The organism is Tannerella serpentiformis, from assembly GCF_003033925.1.
GTDB lineage: Bacteria > Bacteroidota > Bacteroidia > Bacteroidales > Tannerellaceae > Tannerella > Tannerella serpentiformis.
On the sequence record NZ_CP028365.1, the window covers coordinates 2,004,800 to 2,028,581 of the forward strand.

Annotated in this window: 19 protein-coding genes; 5 read left to right on the forward strand and 14 right to left on the reverse strand. The window is 59.7% G+C overall.

All coding sequences use genetic code 11. The annotated features are described in order from the left end of the window. Window positions 1-269 precede the first annotated feature (269 nt). The 9 genes from C7123_RS08415 to C7123_RS08460 form a co-directional block, all read right to left on the reverse strand. A complete protein-coding gene (locus C7123_RS08415) occupies window positions 270-623 on the reverse strand; it encodes an EamA family transporter (protein ID WP_107490634.1) in 354 nt (117 codons plus the stop codon). Then, window positions 617-1,651, reverse strand: coding sequence for a beta-ketoacyl synthase chain length factor (locus C7123_RS12955; protein WP_159049879.1), 1,035 nt, complete (start codon window positions 1,649-1,651; stop codon window positions 617-619). Before C7123_RS12955 ends, C7123_RS08415 begins: the two co-directional genes overlap by 7 nt. A gap of 35 nt (window positions 1,652-1,686) precedes the next feature. Next, window positions 1,687-2,889: a beta-ketoacyl-[acyl-carrier-protein] synthase family protein gene (locus C7123_RS08430; RefSeq protein WP_107490635.1), complete on the reverse strand. Its 1,203-nt coding sequence runs from the start codon at window positions 2,887-2,889 to the stop codon at window positions 1,687-1,689. A gap of 598 nt (window positions 2,890-3,487) precedes the next feature. Beyond that, complete coding sequence (locus tag C7123_RS08435; protein ID WP_037981916.1) at window positions 3,488-5,143, reverse strand: MFS transporter; 1,656 nt, start codon at window positions 5,141-5,143, stop codon at window positions 3,488-3,490. Window positions 5,144-5,212: 69 nt separating this feature from the next. Then, window positions 5,213-6,520 (reverse strand): bifunctional folylpolyglutamate synthase/dihydrofolate synthase, encoded by a 1,308-nt coding sequence (locus C7123_RS08440; RefSeq protein ID WP_107490636.1) that lies wholly within the window; start codon window positions 6,518-6,520, stop codon window positions 5,213-5,215. A 463-nt stretch (window positions 6,521-6,983) separates the two neighbouring features. Further along, window positions 6,984-7,694 (reverse strand): YjjG family noncanonical pyrimidine nucleotidase, encoded by a 711-nt coding sequence (locus C7123_RS08445; protein ID WP_038012050.1) that lies wholly within the window; start codon window positions 7,692-7,694, stop codon window positions 6,984-6,986. Continuing rightward, window positions 7,691-8,563, reverse strand: a complete 873-nt coding sequence (locus tag C7123_RS08450; protein WP_037984511.1) for a Cbp1 family collagen-binding glycoprotein adhesin — start codon at window positions 8,561-8,563, stop codon at window positions 7,691-7,693. Before C7123_RS08450 ends, C7123_RS08445 begins: the two co-directional genes overlap by 4 nt. Window positions 8,564-8,579: 16 nt before the next feature. Continuing rightward, entirely contained in the window at window positions 8,580-9,293 is a 714-nt protein-coding gene (gene rsmI / locus C7123_RS08455) for a 16S rRNA (cytidine(1402)-2'-O)-methyltransferase (protein ID WP_069174729.1), read from the reverse strand. Beyond that, the gene (locus C7123_RS08460) at window positions 9,293-10,063 is read right to left on the reverse strand and encodes a hypothetical protein (RefSeq protein ID WP_069174730.1); all 771 of its coding nucleotides are present in this window, start codon (window positions 10,061-10,063) and stop codon (window positions 9,293-9,295) included. Before C7123_RS08460 ends, rsmI begins: the two co-directional genes overlap by 1 nt. A gap of 262 nt (window positions 10,064-10,325) precedes the next feature. Here C7123_RS08460 and C7123_RS08465 point away from each other — a divergent pair, with 262 nt between their 5' ends. From C7123_RS08465 to C7123_RS08480, 4 genes are all read left to right on the forward strand, one after another. Further along, window positions 10,326-10,643, forward strand: a complete 318-nt coding sequence (locus tag C7123_RS08465) for a type II toxin-antitoxin system RelE/ParE family toxin (RefSeq protein ID WP_237269303.1) — start codon at window positions 10,326-10,328, stop codon at window positions 10,641-10,643. Further along, window positions 10,640-10,969: a helix-turn-helix domain-containing protein gene (locus C7123_RS08470; RefSeq protein ID WP_069174732.1), complete on the forward strand. Its 330-nt coding sequence runs from the start codon at window positions 10,640-10,642 to the stop codon at window positions 10,967-10,969. Before C7123_RS08465 ends, C7123_RS08470 begins: the two co-directional genes overlap by 4 nt. A 153-nt stretch (window positions 10,970-11,122) precedes the next feature. Beyond that, window positions 11,123-11,707: a flavin reductase family protein gene (locus C7123_RS08475; protein WP_069174733.1), complete on the forward strand. Its 585-nt coding sequence runs from the start codon at window positions 11,123-11,125 to the stop codon at window positions 11,705-11,707. Between the two features lie 77 nt (window positions 11,708-11,784). After that, window positions 11,785-13,227, forward strand: a complete 1,443-nt coding sequence (locus tag C7123_RS08480; protein WP_037997829.1) for a C69 family dipeptidase — start codon at window positions 11,785-11,787, stop codon at window positions 13,225-13,227. 86 nt (window positions 13,228-13,313) lie between these two features. Here the strand turns inward: C7123_RS08480 and C7123_RS08485 are convergent, their stop codons facing one another. From C7123_RS08485 to C7123_RS08500, 3 genes are all read right to left on the reverse strand, one after another. Beyond that, on the reverse strand, window positions 13,314-14,558 hold the full coding sequence (locus tag C7123_RS08485) for a hypothetical protein (protein WP_069174734.1): 1,245 nt from the start codon (window positions 14,556-14,558) through the stop codon (window positions 13,314-13,316). 896 nt (window positions 14,559-15,454) lie between these two features. Next, window positions 15,455-16,027 (reverse strand): nicotinamide riboside transporter PnuC, encoded by a 573-nt coding sequence (gene pnuC, locus C7123_RS08495; protein ID WP_069174736.1) that lies wholly within the window; start codon window positions 16,025-16,027, stop codon window positions 15,455-15,457. 38 nt (window positions 16,028-16,065) lie between these two features. Continuing rightward, the gene (locus C7123_RS08500) at window positions 16,066-18,273 is read right to left on the reverse strand and encodes a TonB-dependent receptor (RefSeq protein WP_069174737.1); all 2,208 of its coding nucleotides are present in this window, start codon (window positions 18,271-18,273) and stop codon (window positions 16,066-16,068) included. A gap of 558 nt (window positions 18,274-18,831) precedes the next feature. Here C7123_RS08500 and pruA point away from each other — a divergent pair. Beyond that, window positions 18,832-20,463, forward strand: coding sequence for an L-glutamate gamma-semialdehyde dehydrogenase (gene pruA / locus C7123_RS08505; protein ID WP_069174738.1), 1,632 nt, complete (start codon window positions 18,832-18,834; stop codon window positions 20,461-20,463). Between the two features lie 228 nt (window positions 20,464-20,691). Here the strand turns inward: pruA and C7123_RS08510 are convergent, their stop codons facing one another. Both C7123_RS08510 and C7123_RS08515 read right to left on the reverse strand, forming a co-directional pair. After that, the gene (locus C7123_RS08510; RefSeq protein WP_037981900.1) at window positions 20,692-21,552 is read right to left on the reverse strand and encodes a sigma-70 family RNA polymerase sigma factor; all 861 of its coding nucleotides are present in this window, start codon (window positions 21,550-21,552) and stop codon (window positions 20,692-20,694) included. A 105-nt stretch (window positions 21,553-21,657) separates the two neighbouring features. After that, a complete protein-coding gene (locus tag C7123_RS08515; protein ID WP_069174739.1) occupies window positions 21,658-23,166 on the reverse strand; it encodes a Do family serine endopeptidase in 1,509 nt (502 codons plus the stop codon). Window positions 23,167-23,782 lie beyond the last annotated feature (616 nt).

Genomic DNA, 23,782 nt, shown 5'->3' on the forward strand with positions numbered 1-23,782 from the left:
CAACGCCAAAATCTTTCTCGAGAAATGTGTCGAAAGCGCTGTCGTTGTGTTTTTGGGGGTGAGTTAGAGTGTTGAGATGGAGGTCTTTGTGTTTGTCATGTTTTTTCGGGATGCGTAGCCAGATTCGTGGGTGAATGCCTGAATCAGGGCCGTGATATGGCCTTTCAAGGCCTATGTCGGGGGTAGAGAAGGGGAGCGATGACTAAAGACGTACCATCCATGAGGCGCGTTCGTGTGATGAAATCGCTCGAGGAGGCTTCGAGTAGGCCTTAGCGGGTGAGGAGGGCGACGCCGGACATGATCAGGAGGACGCCCAACCAACGGACGGGGGGGACGGGCTCGTGAAGGATGAGGATGGAGGCGAGGAGGCCGAAGATGTAGCTGATGCTGAGCAGCGGGTAGGCCAGGGAGAGATTGTGGTGGCGAAGGATGTAGAACCAGAGCAGGGAGGCGGAGCCCATGGCAATCCCCGAGGCAGAGAATTGCCAGTTGAAAAGGGCGCTGCGGAAGAAGGCCCACGTCCAGGAGAAGGGGAGCATCTTGGTGAGGGCAAACTTGAGGAAGATCTGGCCGGAGACAAGGAGGATGGACTGGAGGGTGGAAAGGATGAGTAGTCTTAGCATGCGGAAAGGAGGGTGAGGGTGTGGGTTTTGTTCATCGAGTGATTGTGGATGAGGATGCGGCGGGCGGGGAGAGACGCGGCGGCGGAGTCGAGGCGGAGGTGCGACGGGATGTGACCGCGACGGAGGCAGTTGGCCGCGACGTAGTGCGCGAGGGCGGAAGCGGAGAAGGATTCGCCGAAGAGGTGCTTGTAGCGGATGAGTGGCGTCGCGGGGTAGAGTTCGGCGGCAGTGTCGAGGTAGACCGTGTCGTTATCGGGGTTGGTGTTGAGGCCGATGAGAACGGCGTCGATGTCACCTAACGAGCAGCTGTTGGCGGTGAGGAGATCGTGGAGGGCGTGGCGGAGGGTGTCGGGCGTGGGGCGATAGAGGAGGCGGAGGTCATCGAGGCGGCAGAGGGTGTTGGCGTGCTGTTGGCCGTCGAGGAGGAAGCTGACGGCGGCTTCGCCGGCGAAACCGTCGGGGGTGAATTGCCAGCGGCCGGTACGGCGAAAGAACTGGAGATAGTCGTCGGTGAGTTCGTCGAAGCCGCCCACGAGCGCGTTGCGGATGCTACCCGAACGGAGCCGCAGGAGGGTGTCGAGGAGGGCGTTCTCGAAGGAGGTGCCGCGGTGGACGTAGGTCGTGTTGTAGGCGTGGCACTTGAGGTCGATGGCGATGGTGGAGCTGATGATGTTGTGCGTGGACTGCATGAAGGCCGTGGGCTGAAGGCATTGCTCGCCCTCCTGGCGAATGGCGTGGAGGAAACGCTCGGTGTTTTGGATGCAGCCAAGGCCTGTGCCGCTGATGATAGCGTCGGGTAGCTCGAGGTCGGCCTCGCGAAGGGTAAGGCGAGAGAGGACGACGGCACGGCGCAGCAGGGTGCAGAGGCGGCGGGCGACGAGTGGCGGGATGTGCTCCGAGAAGTTGGGGTCAAGGCTGCGGACGGCCGCGACGTCGCGGTGCAAGATGGGGCTGTCAAACCAGTCGTCAGTGAGGGGCGTCTGGGCGGAGATCTGTCGGGCGGAGCGTATATATATAGGTATAGGCATATAGAGGGTAGAGGGTAGAGAGTAGAGGGTAGTTATTAGACGGCGGAGAGGACGAGCGCGGTGTCGTTGCCGCCGAAGCCGAAGGAGTTGGAGAGGATGTGGCGAACGGGGCGCGTGGGCTGCGGGTCAGTGAGGGGCCGGAAATTGTGCTCCGGAATGGGGGTCCGGAAGTGGAGGTTGATGGGGAGGAATTGATGCTCGATGGCCAGGAGCGCGATGATGGCTTCGATGCTGCCGGCGGCGCTGGTGGTGTGACCCGTGTAGGCCTTGACGGAGGCGATGGGCGGGACGCGGTCGCCGAAGAGACGCATGGCCGCGAGGCCCTCGGTGAGATCATTGTTGGGTGTGCCGGTGCCGTGCGCATTGATGTAATCGATGTCGTCGGGGGTAAGCCCGGCGTCCTGAACGGCTTGCCGCATGACCAGATAGGGGCCGAGGCCGTCGGGCGAGGAGGCCGTTGGGTGGTAGGCATCGCAGGCGTTGGCCGCGCCGGAGAGTCGGCCGATGGGGCGGACACCACGCGCTCGGGCGTGTTCGGCCGTTTCGAGGACCACGTACCCAGCCCCTTCGCCGAGATTGATGCCAGCGCGGTCGCGATCGAAGGGTCGGCAGACGTCCGGATCGAGGATTTTGAGGGTATTGAAGCCGTTGACGTGGTAACGCGAGAGGCATTCGCAGCCCCCGGCCACAACCACATCGGCGCGCCCCGAGCGAAGAAGCTCAGCGCCCTGCATGAGCGCGTTGGCCGATGAGGAGCAGGCGGTGACGATGGTCGACACGAGTGTGAAACGGCTGCCGAAAAAGTCGGCAATCTGCTCGGTGCATGCGCCGCAATCGTTCAGTTCGATGTAGGCGTTGCGGGAGTCGTTCTGGAGAAAATCGTCGTAATACTGCTCGGCCTTGTCCATGCCCCCGACGGTGATGCCGGAGAGCAGCGCGACGCGTGCTGTCGGTGCCAGCTCGCCGATCCGGGCCTGCTCGAGGGCCTCCTTCACGGCCGGGATGGCCAGGAGGGAGGAGCGGATGAAGGCCTCCGCGGGCGGTATGCCGAGCTGTTCGCAGAGGGCGTCGTTGCTATGCTTGACTTCGCCCGAGGGCAGGTGGCGGTGTGCAGTCTCGAGGAACTGGATGGGCTGGACACCCGATTGTTGGTTGATCAGTGCGCGCAAATTGGCGTCTTTGCCGAGTCCGAGGGCGGAGACGATGCCGGCTCCGGTGACATAAATTTCTTTCTTCATTCTGTTTCGTGCTGTCAGCCCATCCGTTTGTTTGTGGGGAGAACTTGCTGCGGACGGGGAAAAGCGCGGCAAAGAAAGGGCAAAAGGGTCAAGCGACGGGCGCGGGGGCAGATCGCAGCTCTCGGCTTTGCCTTGCAGCGAGGGTTCTGGGGGCGTTCAGGGGGCTAATCGACTTCGCACAGTGTGCGCAGGGCGTTTAGGGCGCCTGTTTGATAAGCCTCATACTTGTAATTTAGCAGACAGGCACCTGTTTGATAATCCTCAAAATTGTGATTTAATAGACAGGCGCCTGTTTGATAAGCCACGAACTCGTGCTTTAATAAACAGGTACCTGTTTGATAAGCATCAAACTTGTGCTTTAATAAACAGGCGCCTGTTTGCCTGTGGAGAGTTTGCGCGGAGCATTTCGAGGGGGCTGTTTGATAGTGGGCATCAGAGAGCGAGTTGGGCTGCATCGCGGATGGCCCGCCACCGGTTGCCTCTATGGGGAAGGGGGTGCTTGTCGGGGAAAGACAAGGCTGCGCGCATAAAGAAAGTCCCCCGAACGAAGGGTGAGAACCCAGCGCCCGGGGGACTTGTCTGTGTTTGTGTGACTGATTTATTGCGGCTTGATGTTTGGCTCCTCGAGGCCGAGGTGGTGCTTCTTGTCGACAGCCTTCAGCAGGATGCCGAGCACGAGGGCGGCCACACCGAGCATGGCGAGCATGAGCAGCGCGTTGGTATAGTTGTACGACACGGCGGCTTCCGTCGGCGTGAGTTGGCCCGAGGCCAGAGCTTGTTCTACCTCCGGATTGGAGGCTTTGAGCACCTTGCCGATGAGCAGAGGGAAGAGCCAAAGGCCGATGTTCTGTATCCAGAAGATGAGCGCGTAGGCCGAGCCGATCACTTTGCTATCAACCAGCTTCGGCACGCTGGGCCACAGCGATGCGGGCACGAGCGAGAACGACGAACCGAGCACCAGGATGGTGGCGAAGGCCAGCACGACGCCGCCCACGGGGCTGCCCTTGAACAGCGGCAGGACGAAGGCGAACGTGAGGTGACAGATGATGAGCAGGATCGATCCGAGCATCAGCATCGAGGCGGCCTTGCCTTTGTTGTCGACGTATTTGCCGAGGATCGGCGTGATGCCGACGGCCAGGAGCGGGAAGACGGCAAAGATGGATTCGGCCGACTGGCGGCAGTAGGCCATGTAGCAGAAGACAAGCAGCGAGGCGATGGAGGCCACGAGCAGGATGCTCTTCATCACGCCCCGGCTGAAGTTGCTCGTAAAGGCGGTGATGGCGATGATGAGCATGACGACGTATTGCACGTAAGCTACCGTGCTGGAGGCCCAGAAGCTGCCCTCGGCTGGCGGGTTGAAGGTGATGTTGCACTGGAGCATGTTCACGGCGTACTTCTGGAACGGGAAGATGGCCGAATAGTAGAGCACGCAGAGCAGGGCCACGAGCCAGAAGCCGCCGTCGGAGAGGATGCGGCCGAGGTCCTTGATGTGGAACGGCTCTTCGGCCTCTTCGGCCTCGCCCGTCTCAGCATCGAGCTTGCGATCCATGAAGAAGTAGGCGACGAACATGATCAGGGCGATGAGCAGCAGGATCACGCCGAAGGCTACGGAACGCGACACATCGGGCGGTGTAGACATGCGGGCGATGACGGGCGAGAAGATCATACAGGTGGCTACGCCGAGGCGCGCCAGAGCCATCTCTGATCCCATCGCCAGAGCCATCTCTTTACCCTTAAACCACTTCACGATACCGCGCGAAACGGTGATGCCGGCCATCTCTACGCCGCAACCGAAGATCATGAAGCCGACGGAGGCAAACTTGGCCGAGGCGGGCATGCCCTGATAGAAGGGCGAGACGCCCAGCTCGTCGAGCAGCGGGATGTAGTTCAGGTTGGCCGTGAACCAGGCCTCGAGCGAGGAGCCCATGAAGGCGTCCGTGACGGCGTACCAGTTGATAGTGGCGCCGGCCACCATCACCACGCCGGAGAGGAGCGCTGTGAAGCGCACGCCCATCTTGTCGAGGATGATACCGGCAATGATGAGGAAGAAGATGAAGACGTTGAGGAAAGTTTCGGAGCCGGCGTAGGTGCCGAAGGCGGTCGAATCCCAGTGGCGCTGGGTTTCCAAAATGTCTTTCAGCGGCGAAAGGATGTCCATGAAAATGTAGGAGAAGAACATCGCCATAGCCAGCAGGATGAGTGCCGTCCAACGTGCTGACGGCTTGTCTCTGAGGGTTTGTAATGCTTGTGTCATTGTTGTGTATAAGTAGTTAGTAATAGTCTATCGTTAGGGCAGATCGACGGGGGAGTGATGCGCCCTAGGTTAATTCTGAGTGAGTAGTGGCAGGGCGTCGGCCAGGACGAAGTGGCTGCCGCCGACGAAGATCATGTCGTCCGTCGTGGCCGCGGCCTGTGCCGCGCGAATGGCCTCGGGGACGGTGGCGTAAGCCGTGCCCTGAAGGCCGGCCTTGGCACCCAGCTTGGCCAGCTCGTCGGCCGAGAGGGCGCGGTCGGTGTCGGCTTGGGTGAAGTAATACGTAGCCTGCGGAGGCATGAGGCGGAGCACGGCGGTGATGTCCTTATCGCTGCTCATGCCCACGACCATATGCAGGTGGGCGTGCCGTTTGGCCGTCTCTTTAAGGAGCGGGCGGAGGCGGCTCCATGCGCCGACGTTGTGCCCCGAATCGCAGACGATGGTCGGGCGGCGGGCGATGGTCTGCCAGCGGCCTGCGAGCCCGGTCATCTCGACCACATGGGCGAATCCCTGGCGGACAGCCTCGGGCAGTATCTTTCTTAATACGGGGGGATGGAAGAAGATGTTCAGCGCCGTGAGCACCGTACGCGCGTTGGCCACTTGGAACGATCCGCCCAGCTCGCCGATGAGCGTGCCAAACTCGGTAGATTCAAACTCCCAACGCCCGTCGGGCAATGGGCGGACCTTCCGCAGCACGTCTTCCTCTTCGGCCCAAAAGATGGGCGTGTCGCACTCGTCGCCCTTGTCTGCAAACACACGGCGCACAGCCTTGTCGTCGACTTCACCCACCACGACGGGCACGCCGGGCTTGATGATGCCTGCCTTTTCGGCTGCGATCTGCGCGAGCGTGTCGCCGAGGTACTGCGTGTGGTCGAGGCTGACGTTGGTGATGACGCTGAGGATGGGCGTGACGATGTTCGTGCTGTCCAGGCGGCCGCCGAGGCCTGTCTCGATGACGGCAATGTCCACCTCGCAGCGGCGGAAATAGTCGAAGGTCATGGCCGTGGTCAGCTCGAAGAAGGAGGGCTCCAGGCGGTCGATGAGGTGTGCGTTTTCGGCCACGAAGTCCACCACGCGCTGCTGCGGGATGGGCTGGCCGTCAACGCGGATGCGCTCGCTGAAGTCGATTAAATGCGGGGAGGTATAGAGTCCTGTGCGGAGGCCGTGCGCCTGAAACGTGGCGGCCAGCAGGTGAGAGACGGAGCCTTTGCCGTTGGTGCCGGCCACGTGAACGATGGGGTAGGCCGCGGAGGGTCGCCCCAGTGCGTCGTCGAGTGCCCGACTGCGTTCCAGCCCGGGCTTGTAGGCGTCCGCCCCGACGCGATGGAAGGCGGGCGTCCGTACATAGAGATATTGAAGGGTTTCTGCGTAATTCATACGTCGCCGAATTGTTTAGCGGCGTAAAAGTAGAAGATGTTTTAAGGGAACGTCTAAAATCTAACCATAGACAGCCTTCGGAGATACATTATTTCCATTCGCCGCAGGTTTTTGGAGCCTCGATATACAGTATATCAGCCCCGCGCAGGCTTGCATGGCCTCGATATACAGTAAATCAGCCCCGCGCACGCTTGCATGGCTCCGATATACAGTAAATCAGCTCCGCGCAGGCTTGCATGGCCTCGATATACAGTATATCAGCTCCGCGCAGGCTTGCATGGCCTCGATATACAGTATATCAGCTCCGCGCAGGCTTGCATGGCCTCGATATACAGTATATCAGCTCCGCGCAGGCATGCATGGCTCCGATTTATCGTAAATCAACCCCGCACAAGCTTGCATGGCCTCGATTTACCGTAAATCAGCGTCAAGCAGACTTGCCCCGATTTACCGTAAATCAGCCTTACAGGATTTCCCGGATCTCGTCGAGGGTGCGGACGGTGAACTGTGGGCTGAGGTCGCCGGGGAGCGGTAGGCCGGCGGGGTTGTACCAGAGGGCGTCGATGCCGGAGCGGAGGGCGCCGGCGATGTCGGCCGCGTAGCTGTCGCCGATCATGAGCACCTCCGTGCGACGCGTCCGGGTGTGATGGAGGGCGTAGTCGAAAAAGACGGGGTTGGGCTTGCGGGCGCCGACCCGCTCGGAGAGGATCAGCCCACGGAAGAAGCGGGCTATCCCGGCGCGCTCCATCTTCAGGCTTTGCACCTCGTGAAAGCCGTTGGAGAGGACGAAGAGGCGGTACGAACGGCTGACGTGCTCGAGCAGCTCCGTGGCGCCGGGGATGAGCGTCGTGTGGCGCGTAGTGCGCTCGTTGAGGTCACGGTTGAGGCGCATGGCCAGGCGGGTGTCACGGATGCCCATCGGACGGAGCACATGCAGCATGCGCTCTTGCAGCAGGGTCCGGCGATCGATCTCCTGGTTCTGATAGCGCTCCCAGAGGCGTTCGTTATAGGGAAGGTAAAGGGCATAAAAAGCCTCGAAGGAGGCAAAGTGTCGATCGAATTGATAGTCGACAAAAAGCTCTTCGAGGCATTTTTTATTGTCGTGGATGGTGTCCCACAACGTGTTGTCCAAGTCGATAAACAAGGACGTGTAGCGGCGCTCGGGGCTGGTCATCCGACCTCCACGACGAGGTACTTGCTCATGCTCCAGAACGATTTTGCGTTGACGATCTCGAGCGTCAGGTTGCCCTCGGCGTCCTTGACGAAGCGATACGAGTTCTCCGGGTGGCTGGAGCGTACGGTGGCCTTGCGGGCGTAGAGCGGGATGGAGGTCACCTCGCGGGTGTCGATGGAGATGAAGTAGTCCTCGTTGAAGTTCTCCTTCGCCATCTTGGACTTCGAGAAGAGTCCGCCGCCGGTCAGGATGTTCTGATCCTTGAGCTCCTTCTTCGTGCCGAAGCAATAGTAGGCGCGGTGGAGCTGCTTATCCTGCTCGTTGATCTTCTTGGTTTGCTCGGCGCTGGTGGCGTTGAGGGTCTCCACGTTCTCGTTGAGGTTAGCCACGATGTCGTCCAGCTCCTTGATGCGGATATCCTTCTTAGCCAGCTCCTCTTGCAGTCCGGCTATCATCTGGGCCTTCTCGTTGAGCTCCTTGGAGATGCGGTCGATGGTCTTCTGCAAGGCCGACGACTGGATGTTGCTCTTCTTCAGTTTCTCTTGCAGGGCGTTGAGCTGCTCACGGTTGTTCTTGAGCGTCTCGGCAATGAGCTTCATGTTGTTCCTGATCTGCTCCTTCTTGTTGGCGTTCATCTCGCCGCTGGTGGGTTCGATCTTGAGGTACTGCTCGGCGTCCTTGATGGACTGGATGTCGGTCTGGATGTCATTCAGGGTGGAGAGCATCTCGTTCAGCTCTTCGGTGCTCTTGGCCTTGTCAGCCTTCAACTCTTCATTCTCGCTCTTCAGCTTCTGATACTCTGAAGAGTTCTCTACGCAGGAGGCCGTCAGCAGGGCCGTGCTCAGGAGGAATAATACGATCCTTTTCATTGTTACAATATGGTTTTTAAGTAGATGAAACTGTGGATGGATGCCGGTCTTCAGACGTCTCGTCCGCGCCGGCCACCACTATAACAAACTCTCCCCGCGGATCGTTCACGGTGAAGTGCGGAATTATTTCGTCCACCCGTCCGCGGACGGTCTCTTCGAACCGTTTCGAGATCTCGCGCGAGACGGACAGGCGACGCTCCGGGCCGAGCACTTCGGAGAGCTGATCGAGCGTCTTGCGGAGTCGGTGAGGCGACTCGTAGAGGATCACCGTGCGACGCTCCTCGCGCAGTGCCTCCAGGCGTGTCCGCCTACCCTTCTTGGGCGGCAGGAACCCCTCGAAGCAGAAGCGATCCGTCGGCAAACCAGACACCACCAAGGCCGGCACAAAGGCCGTAGCGCCCGGCAGGCACTCCACCTCCACGCCAGCCGCCACACAGGCCCGGACGAGCAGGAAGCCGGGATCGGAGATGGCCGGTGTACCGGCGTCCGATACAAGCGCCATGTGCTCACCGGCCTGCATACGCTCCACGAGCTCCTCTGCCGTGCGATGCTCGTTGTAGGCGTGGTGCGACTGGAGGCGGTTCTGTATCTCATAATGACGGAGCAGGACGAGCGTCGTGCGCGTATCCTCGGCCAAGATCAGGTCGGCCTCACGGAGCACACGCACGGCGCGGTAGGTCATGTCCTCCAGGTTCCCCACCGGCGTGGGGACAATCGTGAGCTTACCCATCAGACGAAGCGTCGCTCGATGAACTTGAGGAAGTCCGTGGCCGTCTCGCCCTCAAAGTCCCACTGGACACGGGCGCGGAGCAGGTCGAGGGATTCGCTGTAGGAGTGGGCCTCGTTGAGCGCACTCAGCGTGTCGTTCATGCGGGCCTCGTCACGGTCGAAGAGCTCGCGGCAGAAGCGGAAGCGGTCGTTCAGCGTGAAGGCCTTGCGGAGGTCGGTCAGCTTCGTGCGCTCGATGGCGTCGTTGAGCGATGTGTCCGCGTGCGACAATGGGGCCGGAGCCATTTTGGGCACAGGGATGGGCGTCGGCTTGGGCGCCGGTGCTGGCATGGGGTCGGGCGTCGGTTCCGGCTCCGGCGTAGGCGCAGGGTTGGGTTGAGGCTCGGGGGTAGGTGCAGGGTTGGGTTGAGGCTCGGGGGTAGGTTCGGGCATGGGCGTGGGTCGCATGAGCGGCTCCTCATCGACGGGCGGTGCCGACGGTGGAGGAGGAGGGGTGGGGGCGACGGGTCGAGGGGCGGGTACCTCGAAGGTGGGGCGTGCCTTGGCCTCGAAGGCACGGATCTGTTCGCGGTGTTCGCGGAGTTGCCGGTCGAAGAGCTCGATTTGCCCGATCTCCATCTCGTGCAGGTCGACCTGCATCTTGCCCGTGAGGTCGAAAGCGCTGCTAAAGAAAGACACGGGATAGATCTCCATGCCGCGGATGCTGTTCACCAGCTTGGCCAGTTCGTCGATATGTTGGATCAGCTGATCCAGTCGTTCTTGGTTGCTCATAAGTGTATTGTTGAGGGGGGTATATATAAATGTATGTATGCCTTGAGAAAGCCTGTCGAAGAGGAAGTCTTGGGGCGGGCAAAAGTAGGAATAGCCGCGTGGGGCGCCGCGTTTCCCCCTCCGCTGCACCGATAAGCTCCGAAAAGTGTCGCGTTTAGGCCGTCGACCGGCGGCACAAAGCACACGAGGCGCAATACAGGCAATTCCTATTTTTGCATCGTAAAGACGACGTCTGAAAATGCGCAAACTCAAGATTATATTGATGGACGAAACGAAGGATTTCATATCTGGACTCCCTCAAGCTGCTGCATACAAGATATACTACAACATGAAGCGTCTAGCTGAAGGAGAGCGTAACAGCGAACTCTTCAAAAAGCTGGAAGGATCGGAGATCTGGGAGTTTCGTACACTTTACAACAAGACGAATTACCGGATATTCGCCTTTTGGGATACGGTAAATGACACCTTAGTAGTCGCTACTCACGGCGTGGTCAAGAAGACACAGAAGACACCTTCAAAAGAAATAGCGAAGGCTGAAGCAATCAGAATAGAGTATTTCAAAAACAAATCTCCCTTATGACACAAATGCACTTTACCCCGCTGGATGAGGCGCTGGATGAACACTTCGGCAAGCGGGGATCCCCCGAAAGGGACAAGTTTGAGGCCGACGTTGAAGCCGCTGTAAATGCTTACCACATAGGGGAAGTCATACGCAACGAGCGGCTGAAACAAAATCTCACGCAAGAACAATTGGGCGAACGGATGGGCGTGAAAAAGGCGCAGATATCCCGCTTAGAGCGCGGATTGAGTGTTTCCGTCCCCACGTTAGGACGTGTTTTCAAAGCATTAGGTATCACCTCCGGTACACTCGATTTAGGTATGGCCGGAAAAGTTGTGCTATGGTGAGTAAAGGAATCTCCCCTCTTTATCCCTGACACGGACAAATGCTTCTACCATCAAATCCTCGGGTCGTACTTCCCTTTAGAGAAGGTATGATTCGAGGATTCTTTATCGCTTTACATTTGGGGCACTTATCATCAGAGAAAGGAGAACGAAACAATGAAGATCAATTTGGGGGTAAAACCCTACCTCTTTCCCATGCCTGTGTTGATGATCGCCACGTACGGCGAGGACGACCGGGTGAACGTAATGAACATGGCTTGGGGCGGCATCTGCGACGACAACAAGGTGGCGCTCAACATCAGTGACACGCACAAGACGGCCGACAATCTGCGGGCGCGGCGTGCCTTTACCATCAGCGTGGCCAACCAGGATCACTTGGAAGCGGCCGACTACTTCGGTATGGTCACGGGCAACAAGGTGCCGGACAAGTTCGAGCGCACGGGGTTGCATGCTGTGCGGAGCGAACGGGTGGACGCACCCGTGGTGGTGGAGTTTCCGTTGACCATCGAGTGTCGCGTGGTGGACATGAAGACGACGGACGGCACGATGCGCGTGGTCGGCGAGATCGTCAACGTGCTGGCCGATGAGACTGTGCTCGACGAGCGGGGACGTGTCGACCCAACGCGCCTTAACGCCATCCTCTTCGATCCCTTCCAAAGCGGCTACTACGCCATCGGAGAAAAAGTGGGGCAGGCCTGGAAGAGCGGCGCGGTGATCTCAAAGAGGGACGCGAACGCATGAAATAAACGGAGGCTTCTGTGGTGCATACGCCGCAGGGCCTCCGATTCATTTATATACACCATAAAAACTACAGCGTAATGACAAACGAAGAATTGAAGCAAGGCGGAGCTTATCCGTCAGAGTGTACGACCGTGATCGTGGGCAGCCGCATGACGGCCGATGGGTCGATGATCCTGGCCCGGTCGGAGGATTGGAATATGTCCTTCGCCAAGAATCTGGAGATCTATGAGGACCGCGAAGAGGGGCCGAAGGAGTTTGTGGCCCAAGACAGCGGCTTCCGCTGCGAATTGCCTCGCGAGGCGTTGGGTTACACCGCGCTCGCACCCTGCCACCTGCGTGGCAGCTGGGGTAGCGCTGGGTATAACACGGCGGGCGTGGGTATGAGCGCCACGGAGAGCATCTTCAGCAGTGAGAAGGCGCTGGCTGTTGACCCGCTGGTGAAGGACGGTCTGGCTGAGAACTCGGTCTTCAACATCGTCCTGCCCTACATCCGTACGGCACGCGAGGGCGTCAGCCGTTTGGGCAGCTTGATCGAGCAGTATGGCATCTCTGAGGGCTTCGGCATCGGCTTCGTGGACGAGAGCGAGATCTGGTACCTCGAGACGGCTTCGGGCCACCGGTGGCTGGCCTGCCGCATGCCCGAGGATATGTATTTCGTGACCGGCAATCAGAGCCGCTTCCGCACCTATGACCCGAACGACAAGGCCAACTATATGGCTTCGGCCGACCTCATCGAGTTCGCCGAGAAGCACGGCCTCTACGACCCCGCCACGGGCCCCTTCGACTTCCACACGGCTTACATCCGTGACGTGAAGCTGGATACGACCTACAACTATCCGCGCGTCTGGGGACTTCAGGCCATGTTTAGCCCCGCGATCGAGAACGACGTGACGAAGAACACCTTCCCCGTCTTTGCCAAGGCCGAGCACCCGCTTTCTTTAGACGATCTGCGCCGCGCCTTCCGATTCCACTATCAGGGCACGGAGCACGACCCCTATCTGCACAACAACCCGAAGGAAAAGTATCGCCCCGTCTCCATCTTCCGCACCACGCAGACGCATATCCTGCACGTGCGGCCGGAGCTGCCGCAGGCCATCGGCCGGGTGGACTATATGGCGATGGGCATGGCCGTGCTGGGCGTCTTTCTGCCGCTCTATCAGGGTATCACTTCCTACCCCGAGGCGTACACGAAGGGCGGGCTCCGGTCGGATGCTGATTCGGCCTATTGGAAGTTCCGCAAGGTGCAGACGCTGGGCATGGTGAACTATAACCGATACGCCCCGCTGATTCAGGAGACCTATGCCCGCTGGGAGGCCGAGACGACGCAGCGTCAGCGTGAGATGGAGGCGCAATACCTGGCCGTCTATGAGACGCAGCCCATCCACGCCCGCGAGTTGCTGCAGGCCTTCTCGGACAAGATGCTCCAGTCGGCCCTCGACGTGACGGATCGCCTCATTGAGGAGCTCTTTACCCGCCTGGCCGAGGACATCCAAGCCGAGTATCGCTTCGCTGGCGCGTGATGGAGCCGCTGAGCCGCGAGTAGCTCATCGATAAGCACGGGGGGCACGGACGCAAGGTCTGTGCCCCCCTTCTTTTTCGTGTCACGTCACCGCGCGGAGCCCTTCAGCGGGAAAGTGGGATGAAAACGGAGGTAGACGCCGAAGGAATAGCTGAGGCGCTGGCCCTCGAAATCGTGTCGGCCGGCGGGGTCGGTGATCGGCGAGGCGAGGCGATGGAAGGCGTCGAAGTCGATGCCTAACGAACAGTCGCGGCTGAAGTGGCGCGTGTATTCGGCCCCGAAGCGGAGCATCTGCGGGCGGCGATAGACGGCGCCGTCGAGATAGGTGGAGATGACGCCGAAGTAGGGGTGACCGAAGAGCGACACGAAGCCGTCGCACTGCCAGTAGGCGGCGCGGAGGTAGAACGAGGGCGAGAGATCGGCGCGGAGGTCGAGGTAGCGGCCGTAGCCCCGCTTGACGGGCCAGAGGTTGCCGGCGTGTTGGTAATAACCCGTGAGGGAGTATTCGAGCGCCAGTCGGCGGAGCACACCACGCCTAATGTGCCACTCGAGGCCCGCCCCAAGGGCGCCGTTGAGCATCGTTTGCACAGCCTGATCGCCACTGATGGTGTCTATCTCGCCGCCGCGATGCTGCGCCAGGCCCTGCGCCAGGGCGTAGAGATGGAGCGGAGCGTCGGGCGGGGTGATGTGGAGGCGGGAGGAGAGCCCGAAGGTGAAGGCCTCTTGGTGGGTGTCGAGTTTATAGATGAAGCTCTCCCAATTGAGCCAGACGTCGAGCTGGGCGTGGCGCGGGTGGTAGAGGATCTGGAGGCCCGCCTCGGGGTCGGCCGAGAGGTTCAGCTCGGGGTTGTAGAGCGGCTCAATGAGGCGATGATTGGCGCCGCCGTAGAGGTCGCCCAGGATGATATCCACTTGGGGCGAGAGGGCGGCGCGGGCGCGGAAGAAGGGCAGCAGATGGACGTGGTGGCACGACGATTCGCCGCGCCAGACCGCGATGTCATTATAGGCAAAGGCGGGGTATCGGTTGGCCCCCCAGAACCAAAGTGTGTGCAGACCGGCCTCGACCGTCACCCGCTCCGCCGGCCGATAGGCAGCCCGGACTTGGAGCCGAAAGCCGGGCAGGGTGTACCCCTTGGCGGCCAGGGTGGCGCTCTCCACATTGCGGAAGAAGCTGAGGTTGTCGAACTCGAGCGAGAGTCGGTGCAGGTCGTCCGACGGGCGCGTGGTGTCGGTCGTGAAGACTTGTTCGTTGATTTGGGCCCAGACGGACGGCGTGACGACCGTCAGCAGCAGGATCAGCCAGGCGGCTGGGCGCAGGATGTATAGACGCATAAAATCGAATAGGGGCGATGATTTTTCGGGCGGCAAACATAGGGCGCCGTGGAACTAAAATCTAACGGTGGAGAGCGAAAGGCTAAAAAACGGAGCCGCGCAGGGTGGCGGCGTGCTAAAGGCGGCGCCGTTTTGACCGCGCAGCTAAGAATGGTGAAAAACGGGCCGCCTTTTTCACCGCGCACCCAAGAACTGTGAAAAACAGACCGCCTTTTTCACCGCGCAGGCAAGAACTGTGAAAAACGGGCCGCCTTTTTGACCGCGCAGCGAGGAATGGTGCTAACGGCGGCGCCTTTTTGACCGCGCAGCGAGGAATGGTGCTAACGGCGGCGCCTTTTTGACCGCGCACCCCGTCGGGCTCCCAAACGGGCCGCCTTTTGCAGGCCAACACCCCGTCGGGCTTCAAAACAGGCCGCCTTTTGTAGGCCAACACCCCGTCGGCCTCCAAAACGGGCCGCCTTTTGTAGGCCAACACCCCGTCGGCCTTCAAAACAGACCGCCTTTTGCAGGCCAACACCCCGTCGGGCTCCAAAACGGGCCGCCTTTTGCAGGCCAACACCCCGTCGGGCCCCCAAACGGGCCGCCTTTTGCATGCCAACACCCCGTCGGGCCCCAAAACGGGCCGCCTTTTGCAGGCCAACACCCCGTCGGGCCCCAAAACAGGCCGCCTTTTGCAGGCCAACACCCCGTCGGGCTCCAAAACAGGCCGCCTTTTATAGGCCAACACCCCGTCGGGCTCCAAAACGGGCCGCCTTTTGCAGGCCAACACCCCGTCGGCCTCGAAAACAGTCCGCCTTTTGCAGGCCAACACCCCGTAGGTATCCAAAACAGGCCGCCTTTTGCGGGCCAACACCCCGTCGGCCTTCAAAAAGCAGTCTCTCTGCCTCGGTTCGGTTTCAGTCCGCCATCATCCGCCGCCACCGCACGTACCCGAAGATGGGCACGATGGTGTAGACGACATAGGTGACGGCCGTCGGCGTCATGCCCTTCCAGAAGTAGAGCGCGGCCGAGACGGCGTTGATCACCATCCAGACGCCCCACTGCTCGATGTATTTCTGCGCCAGCATCCACATCGCCAGAATACTTAGCGCCGTCGTGAAGGCGTCGCCCCAGGGCACGGGGCTGTCCGTGAAGCGCGAGAGTACGAGGTAGAGCGCCGTCTGCAGCAGGATGTAGGCCGACGCCAGTCGGAGCCACGTCCCGCGCGGCGTCCGCCGGATCGCCACCTCCGCCTCCGAGGTCTCACGACCGCGGCCGCGCTGCCAGCGATACCAGCCGTAGGCGCTGGCGAAAAGGTAGTAGACGTTGACGCCCATATCGGCGTAGAACTTGTTGACGTAGTAGATATAGATGTAGAAGGCGGGGATCACCACGCCCACTGGCCAGAGCCAGATGCTGGCTCGGTATTCGAGCCAGAGGTAGAGCAGCATGATCCCCGCCGCTACGATCTCGATTGCGTCGTAGAACATAGAGGGTAGAGGGTGGAGAATAGAGGGTAGATGGGGGGTTAGAATTTCAGCGTCAGCCGCGCCATAAAGTTGCGGGTGGCTTGGGCGAAGTAGTTCAGCTGGTTCACACGCTTTCCGTCATTGATGAATGTGTCATAGATGTAGCCGCCCGACTCATACTCGGCGTTGAAGAGGTTGCGGACGCTGAGGTCGAGGGCGATCTCTTTCATGAAGCTCGGATGAAAAGCGTAGCCTACGCGCAAGTCGCTCAGGAAGTAGGGATCGATGCTGCGCTCGAGGGCGGAGGTGTTGTCGAGGTACTGCCGCCCGACGTACGACGACATCAGCGCCGCAGTGAAGCCCCGCCAACGCACGTCGAAGGTGCTGCCGAAGGTCAGGTTGGGCGAGAAGGCAATATCCGTCGTGCCCAGCTCATTGACCGTCTGCGGCAGTTCTTTCCTGCCCTGGTAGGTGTTGACGTACTCCGTGAAGTTGCGGATCTTGTTACTGCTCAGGGTTACGTTGCCACTCCAATCGAGCCACGGGGCGAGGCGTACGCCGCCGCTTAGCTCCACGCCCATGCGATAGCTGTCCTTGATGTTCGACGTGAGCGCCTCGCCAATCTCGGAGATCTTGCCCGTGAGCACGAGCTGGTTGTCGTAGTCCATATAGTAGAGGTTGGCGCCGAGGTGGAAGGCGCGGCCGGTGTATTCGTAGCCCGCCTCGTAGTCGTAGAGGGTCTCGTAGGTTGGCTGCGCCGTGGGTCCGTTCTCGGTGAAGTTCTTGCGGTTCGGCTCGCGGTGTGCCACGGCGAACGAGGCATAGGCATGGTTGCCGCCGCGTTCGTAGGAGAGTCCCGCCTTGGGGTTGAAGAAGGAGAAGGTGCGGTGCACGTCGATGTCGCCCGCCTTGTCGTCCGTGCCCGTGATGCTGTAGTTGATGCCGCGGTATTGCAAATCGGCATAGGCGCTGAGGGCGTTCGACAGCCGATAGGAGGCCTTCAGAAACGTGTTGTAATCGAGCTTCTCGCCCCGGCTGCGGTAATACTCATAGTCGGGCTGCGGCATAGCCTCGACGGTCTTCATCCAGATGACGCGCCCGAAGTGATCGCCCGTGTAGTTGTTGATCGAGGCGCCCCAGACGGCCTGCAGTCGGTCGTGGGTGTAGGTCAGGCGGGCCAGTGCGCCGTAGAAGTCGTTCTGGAGCCACTTGCGCCGCACCAGGTCGGTGCGCTTCTGCTCCTTGCCATCGGCGCCCTTGAAGTTGGGCAGCTTGTAGGCCGCATACTTGGCGCCAGCCTTGTAATCCTCGTAATACCCGCGGCCGTCGGTGTAATGCAGCGTCACGTTCAGGTTGAGGGCGTCCGTGAGGCGTTGCGTGGCCAGAAGGTGGTAATGGTGCTGCCAGTAGTTGTCCGTCTGGTTGTCGTAGAAGCGCGTCACACCGTTCTCGTCAGTGTACTTGCCGCAGCTGTTGTACCGCCGATTGGTGCGCAGCGTATCGGCGTCGACGCCGTTCCACGCCTGATAGCTCACTTCGCTGCTGCCGAAGGTCTGGAACTTGAGCATCGTGCCGCCGTTGTAGTAAGCCGCCGAAGCGTAATACGAGCTCATGTTCGCCCGCGCACGCTCGATGTAGCCGTCCGTTTGCACGTTGGAGTAACGGGCATCGAAGACGAAATGGTTGCCGATGAGTCCCGTTCCGCCACGCACGGTGTGCGCAAAGGTGCCATAGCTACCCGCCGCAGACGAGGCCTCGAAGTACGGCTCTAACCGCGGACGCTGCGTTTGCATGGCCACCGTGGCGCCGAAGGCCGCGGCACCGTTCGTCGACGTGCCTGCGCCGCGCTGGATCTGTATCGACTCGACCGACGAGGCGAAGTCGGGCATGTTGACCCAGAAAACGCCGTGGCTCTCGGAGTCGTTCACCGGCACACCGTCTACCGTGAAGTTGATGCGCCCCGCATCCGTGCCACGCACCCGCATGGAGACGTAGCCCACGCCGTTGCCACCGTCCGAGGTGACGACCACCGAGGGCGTCTGGGTGAAGAGGTAGGGCAGCGACTGGCCCGTGTTGTTCTCGCGCAGCTCCGCCGCCGAGACGTTGCGAAAGGCCACAGGCGTCTCTCTCCGTGCCTGCACGGCCGAGACCACGACCTCGTTCAGTTCATACACATTCGTCGTGTCCACGACCGCCTGTTGCGCCGTGATCGACATTCGGCCGGAAACGATCAGCAGTCCGGCCACTACATAGAAAATCTTCCTCATTTGATTGTGTCTATTAAATGGGGAGCGATTTACGATGCACAAAAAAGAGATGAAAACCACCTATTGTCCCTCCGCCGGCATTACCCGGATCAGGTTTTGGGGCCGCCCCGAATTATCTCGAGAACTCATTCGGTGGGCAGTCCTTAGGGTATGATCTCAGCCTGTGTAAGTAAGGCACCCCTTGGGAGGCAACCTTTACGGCGCCTCCGATGTGAATAATTCGTTATCGGCGGCAAATGTAAACGAGCAATGGAAAAACGAAAGCCTTTGCGCCGATAGGTGTGGCCTCGATATACAGTAAATCAGCTCCGCGCAGGCTTGCATGGCTTCGATATACAGTAAATCAGCTCCGCGCAGGCTTGCATGGTCCCGATATACAGTAAATCAGCTCCGCGCAGGCTTGCATGGCCTCGTCGAAGTCTTCGCCAGCGTCAAACGGGCATGGCTCTCGTATCCCGCGGGGCGATTGGGGTGGCGGTCAGTCGTGGGGGTGGAAAGAAGGATTGAGCGCAGGAATCTATCTTTGTCCACGCTTCAAACCAAAGAAGAAACAGATTTATGAACAATTCGATTTACCGATTCCCGAATCCGGGAAATGAGCCGGTCAAGACGTATGCTCCCGGCACGAGTGATAAAGCAGCCTTGAAGAAGGCTTTGTTGCAGCTGAGCGCTGAAGAATGGGACATCCCGCTGGTGATCGGCGGGAAGGAGATCCGCACGGGTCAGACGGACAAGGTGGTGATGCCGCACGACCACCGCCATGTGCTGGCGACCTACCACAAGGCGAGCGAAAAGGAAGTGCAGATGGCTATCGACGCGGCCATGAAGGCACACCACGACTGGTCGATGCTGCCGTGGGAAGAGCGCGCGATGGTGATGCTGCGTGCGGCTGAGCTTTTCGCCACGAAGTATCGCTACCTGCTCAACGCGGCCGTGATGCTGGGCCAGAGCAAGAACCCCTTCCAGGCCGAGATCGACGCCCCGTGCGAGCTGATCGACTTCCTGCGTTACAGCGCCTTCTATGCCGGGCAGATCTATGCCGACCAACCTTATTCGGAAAAGGGCATCATCAACCGCTTGGAGTATCGCGCCCTGGAAGGCTTCGTCTTCTCGCTGACGCCATTCAACTTCACCTCTATCGCCTCGAACCTCAACATGGCGCCGGCTATGATGGGTAACGTGGCCGTGTGGAAACCCTCGACGACGGCTATCTATTCGAACTACCTGCTCATGAAGGTCTTCAAAGAGGCCGGTCTGCCGGACGGCGTGGTGAACTTCATCCCCGGCCAGGGCAGCACGGTTGGGCGCGTGATCTTGTCCAGCCCCGACTTTGCAGGCTTCCACTTCACCGGCTCTACGAACACCTTCAACACGCTCTGGTGTCAGATGGGCGAGAACCTGAAGAAGTACAAGTCCTATCCCAAGGTGGTGGGCGAGACGGGCGGCAAGAACTTCATCTTCGCCCATCCCTCGGCTCCGGCGGAAGACGTGGCAGCAGCCATCGTGCGCGGCGCCTTCGAGTATCAGGGCCAGAAGTGCTCCGCCGGATCGCGTGCCTACCTGCCCAAGTCGCTGTGGAAAGAGATCAAGGAGCGCGTGGGCGAGATGCTGAAGGAGATCAAGATGGGCGACGTGCAAGACTTCACGAACTTCATCAACGCCGTGATCGACGAGGCTTCGTTCGACAACATCATGGGCTACATCAACTACGCTCGTGAGGCGTCCGACGCAGAGATCCTCTTCGGCGGACGGGGTGACAAGTCGACGGGTTACTTCATCGAGCCGACGGTGATCCAGACGACGAACCCGACCTTCAAGACGATGACCGAAGAGATCTTCGGCCCGGTGATCACCATCTACGTCTATGACGACGAGAAGTATGAGGAGACGCTCGACGTCTGCGATCGTACGTCGCCTTACGGCCTGACAGGCTCCATCTTCGCCTGCGACCGTTACGCCATCGAGACGGCTTTCCGCAAGCTGCGCTATGCGGCGGGCAACTTCTACGTGAACGACAAGCCGACGGGAGCCGTCATCGCCCAGCAACCTTTCGGTGGTTCGCGTGCCTCGGGTACGAACGACAAGGCGGGTGGCCCGCTGAACCTGATCCGCTGGACGAACCCGCGCTGCATCAAGGAGACGTTCGTTCCGCCGGTGCATTACGGATATCCGTTCCTCAACGAGAAGTAAGGCCGCTGCAAAGTTGGCCGGCGTCCCTGACGCCTTGATTTTCTTTTGCTTCTTTTCTTGCATCAAGGCAAGAAAAGAAGATCCCTCAAAGGAAAAGGCAAGGCCATAAACAAGGAAATCCCGGAAGCGCTCTTTTGATAGAAGCACTCCCGGGATTCTTTTTTCCCCGAGCTTGGAGTTTTTACCCCGCGTCCTTCATCGGGCGGGGGCGACGTGTATCCGTAAAGCTCAACCCAAATAAGTTTTCAGCAGCTTGCTGCGTGTACCCTGCCGTAAGCGTCGGATAGCTTTCTCCTTGATCTGGCGGACGCGCTCGCGAGTGAGCCCGAATTTATCGCCGATCTCTTCCAGTGTGACTTCTTGGCAGCCGATGCCGAAGAACATCTTAATGATGTCGCTTTCGCGCTCGGTGAGTGTAGCAAGTGCTCTGTCGATTTCCCTCGACAGCGATTCGTACATCAATGTCCCATCCGTGTTGGGGGTGTCCTCGTTGACAAGCACATCGAGCAGGCTGTTATCCTCGCCTTCGACGAAGGGGGCGTCCACCGAGACGTGTCGGCCGGAGACCTTGAGGGTGTCCGTGATCTTGTCCACGGGGATGTCCAACTCTTCGGCCAGCTCTTCGGCCGACGGGCGACGCTCATTCTCCTGCTCAAAGCGGGAAAGCACCTTGCCGATCTTGTTGAGCGACCCGACCTGATTGAGCGGCAAGCGCACGATACGTGACTGCTCGGCCAGGGCCTGCAAGATGGATTGGCGGATCCACCACACGGCGTAAGAGATGAACTTGAACCCGCGTGTCTCGTCGAATTTCTCGGCGGCTTTGATCAGTCCCAGGTTGCCCTCGTTGATGAGGTCGGGCAGGCTCAGGCCTTGGTTCTGGTACTGCTTAGCCACGGAAACGACGAAGCGCAGGTTGGCTTTGGTGAGCTTCTCCAGCGCTTTGCGGTCGCCTTTCTTGATGGCTTGTGCAAGTTCGACTTCTTCCTCGACGGTGATCAGGTCTTCGCGGCCGATCTCTTGGAGGTATTTGTCTAACGATGCACTCTCACGATTGGTGATTGACTTGGTAATCTTTAATTGTCTCATTCGATAAGATGATGATATATATCAATGGAATACAGGGCGCAAAGATAGGGCGAGGCGCTGCATCTTCACGCATAGGCGCTATGCTGCGGCGTCTCGCCCATCGGTTTACTCCGACAGATTGATGGCGTAGAACTGGGTGCGACCGTTCGGGTAGAAGCCTTTGATGAAGAGGCCTTGCTCCTCGGACGAGCCTTTCTGCACACGCTCCACGATCTGGAAGAGGTCTTCGGGCGAGGAGATCCGCTGGTCGTTCACCACCATGATGATGAAGCCCTTGCGGATGCCAGCCTCCTGCACTTTGCCGCGGCTGATACCGTTGACCTCGATGCCATAACTAACACCGTACTCGCGTTTTTGTTCGTCGCTGAGGGCGCGGAAGGCGGCTCCGAGCACCTCCGAAGCATCGCCATTCTTCTTCACCACCGCCGTACTGCCTTGCGAGTTGCGCAGCTCCACGGTGAAGGTCTTCTTCGATCCGTAGCGATCCACGTCGAGCTTCACCTTGTCACCCGGGCGGAACTTGCCGATCTGCTCCTGCAACGCATTGCCCGAGCGGACACGCACGCCATTGACGGCCGTGATGACGTCGCCCACCTCCAGGCCGGCTGTCTTCGCCGAGCTGTGCTGGCCGAACTCAGCCACATAGGCGCCCTCGAGCTCCTTGACCTTCTTGTCTTGCGAGGCTGCGGCCTCCGCGTTCTGGATCGATATACCTAAGACGGCACGCTGCACAGCTCCGTATTGCTTGAGGTCGCTGACCACCTTGCCCGCAATGCTGATGGGTACGGCGAAGGAGTAGCCAGCGAAGTTGCCCGTCTCGGAATAGATGGCCGTATTGATGCCTACCAGCTCTCCGCGCGTGTTGACGAGTGCGCCGCCACTGTTACCCGGGTTCACGGCCGCGTCGGTCTGGATGAACGACTCGATCTTGTTGCGATCCGAGCCGCCGGACATGATGCCGCGGCCTTTGGCGCTGACGATACCCGCGGTGACGGTTGAGTTCAGGTTGAACGGGTTACCGACGGCCAATACCCATTCGCCCACCTTGAGCTGCTCGGAGTCGCCGAAGGGGAGCGTCTTGAGGTCCTTCGCCTCGATCTTGATCAGGGCGATGTCCGTGCTGGGATCGGTGCCGATGATCTTGGCGGGGAACTTACGGTTGTCGTTGAGCGTCACCTCCAGTTCGTCGGAGTTCTCGACCACGTGGTTGTTCGTTACGATATACCCGTCGGTGGAGATGATCACGCCCGAGCCCGACCCGACGCGCGGCTGCGGTGTGCGCTGCTGAAAGCCGCCGCCGTTGCCGAAGAAGAACTCGAAGGGGTCGAAGATGTCGCCGCCGCGCTGCATGCGTGTATCCACCTTGGTGGTGGCTTTGATGTGCACCACGGCGTGCACGGCCATGTCGGCGGCGTAGGTAAAGTCGGTGCGTTCGGCGGGCGCAGCCTCATAGCCCGTCAGGTGCACCGGCTGTTTGAACACATCGTTGTCGCCCACCATGGCGCGCACGTCGGCGTTGCGGTGAGCCATATACGTGACGGCGCCCAGGGCCGACACGAAGCTGATCGCCGCTACGAGGGCGACCGCCAATCCTTTTTTCCACATTGCATTCATTGTTTCGATCTTTAATTGATTAGAGATTAGATGCGGTCTGAAAACTCAAAAAGGGTGCAATTATTCTTTGCTCCGCTGCGCTTTCGGCACTTTTAACCAGCTACTTTTCAGACTTAACCGGGCTTAACGGCCACCGCCCGGCTCCCTCGCCCCGGACCTGACAGGGCGGCAGAAATGGCAATGCAATCGGGCCGCCCGAAACCCTTTCGGCCCATTTCCTTGAGGAAATCGGCCGCCACAAAACTTTTTCGGCTCATTTCCTCTGGAAATCGGCCGCCACAAACTTTTTCGGCTCATTTCCTCAGGAAATCGCCTGCCACAAAACTTTTTCGGCCCATTTCCTCAGGAAATCGGCCGCCACAAACTTTTTCGGCTCATTTCCTCAGGAAATCGCTCGCCACAAACTTTTTCGGCTCATTTCCTCAGGAAATCGCTGGGATGGTCTTCCACTCATTTCCTCAGGAAATCGCTGGGATGGTCTTCCACTCATTTCCTCAGGAAATCGCTGGGATGGTCTTCCACTCATTTCCTCAGGAAATAGGCTACAGGGGTGCGGCTGATGGCCTCAGACAATAAGAGTTACACGAAAATTTCCGCTCCGCTTGCATCTGTTTTT

Excerpts from the sequence above, each read along its gene's own strand:
- C7123_RS08415 (WP_107490634.1), bottom strand. The coding sequence starts at position 623 with ATGCTAAGACTACTCATCCTTTCCACCCTCCAGTCCATCCTCCTTGTC.
- C7123_RS12955 (WP_159049879.1), bottom strand. The coding sequence starts at position 1,651 with ATGCCTATACCTATATATATACGCTCCGCCCGACAGATCTCCGCCCAG.
- C7123_RS08430 (WP_107490635.1), bottom strand. The coding sequence starts at position 2,889 with ATGAAGAAAGAAATTTATGTCACCGGAGCCGGCATCGTCTCCGCCCTC.
- C7123_RS08435 (WP_037981916.1), bottom strand. The coding sequence starts at position 5,143 with ATGACACAAGCATTACAAACCCTCAGAGACAAGCCGTCAGCACGTTGG.
- C7123_RS08440 (WP_107490636.1), bottom strand. The coding sequence starts at position 6,520 with ATGAATTACGCAGAAACCCTTCAATATCTCTATGTACGGACGCCCGCC.
- C7123_RS08445 (WP_038012050.1), bottom strand. The coding sequence starts at position 7,694 with ATGACCAGCCCCGAGCGCCGCTACACGTCCTTGTTTATCGACTTGGAC.
- C7123_RS08450 (WP_037984511.1), bottom strand. The coding sequence starts at position 8,563 with ATGAAAAGGATCGTATTATTCCTCCTGAGCACGGCCCTGCTGACGGCC.
- rsmI (WP_069174729.1), bottom strand. The coding sequence starts at position 9,293 with ATGGGTAAGCTCACGATTGTCCCCACGCCGGTGGGGAACCTGGAGGAC.
- C7123_RS08460 (WP_069174730.1), bottom strand. The coding sequence starts at position 10,063 with ATGAGCAACCAAGAACGACTGGATCAGCTGATCCAACATATCGACGAA.
- C7123_RS08465 (WP_237269303.1), top strand. The coding sequence starts at position 10,326 with ATGGACGAAACGAAGGATTTCATATCTGGACTCCCTCAAGCTGCTGCA.
- C7123_RS08470 (WP_069174732.1), top strand. The coding sequence starts at position 10,640 with ATGACACAAATGCACTTTACCCCGCTGGATGAGGCGCTGGATGAACAC.
- C7123_RS08475 (WP_069174733.1), top strand. The coding sequence starts at position 11,123 with ATGAAGATCAATTTGGGGGTAAAACCCTACCTCTTTCCCATGCCTGTG.
- C7123_RS08480 (WP_037997829.1), top strand. The coding sequence starts at position 11,785 with ATGACAAACGAAGAATTGAAGCAAGGCGGAGCTTATCCGTCAGAGTGT.
- C7123_RS08485 (WP_069174734.1), bottom strand. The coding sequence starts at position 14,558 with ATGCGTCTATACATCCTGCGCCCAGCCGCCTGGCTGATCCTGCTGCTG.
- pnuC (WP_069174736.1), bottom strand. The coding sequence starts at position 16,027 with ATGTTCTACGACGCAATCGAGATCGTAGCGGCGGGGATCATGCTGCTC.
- C7123_RS08500 (WP_069174737.1), bottom strand. The coding sequence starts at position 18,273 with ATGAGGAAGATTTTCTATGTAGTGGCCGGACTGCTGATCGTTTCCGGC.
- pruA (WP_069174738.1), top strand. The coding sequence starts at position 18,832 with ATGAACAATTCGATTTACCGATTCCCGAATCCGGGAAATGAGCCGGTC.
- C7123_RS08510 (WP_037981900.1), bottom strand. The coding sequence starts at position 21,552 with ATGAGACAATTAAAGATTACCAAGTCAATCACCAATCGTGAGAGTGCA.
- C7123_RS08515 (WP_069174739.1), bottom strand. The coding sequence starts at position 23,166 with ATGAATGCAATGTGGAAAAAAGGATTGGCGGTCGCCCTCGTAGCGGCG.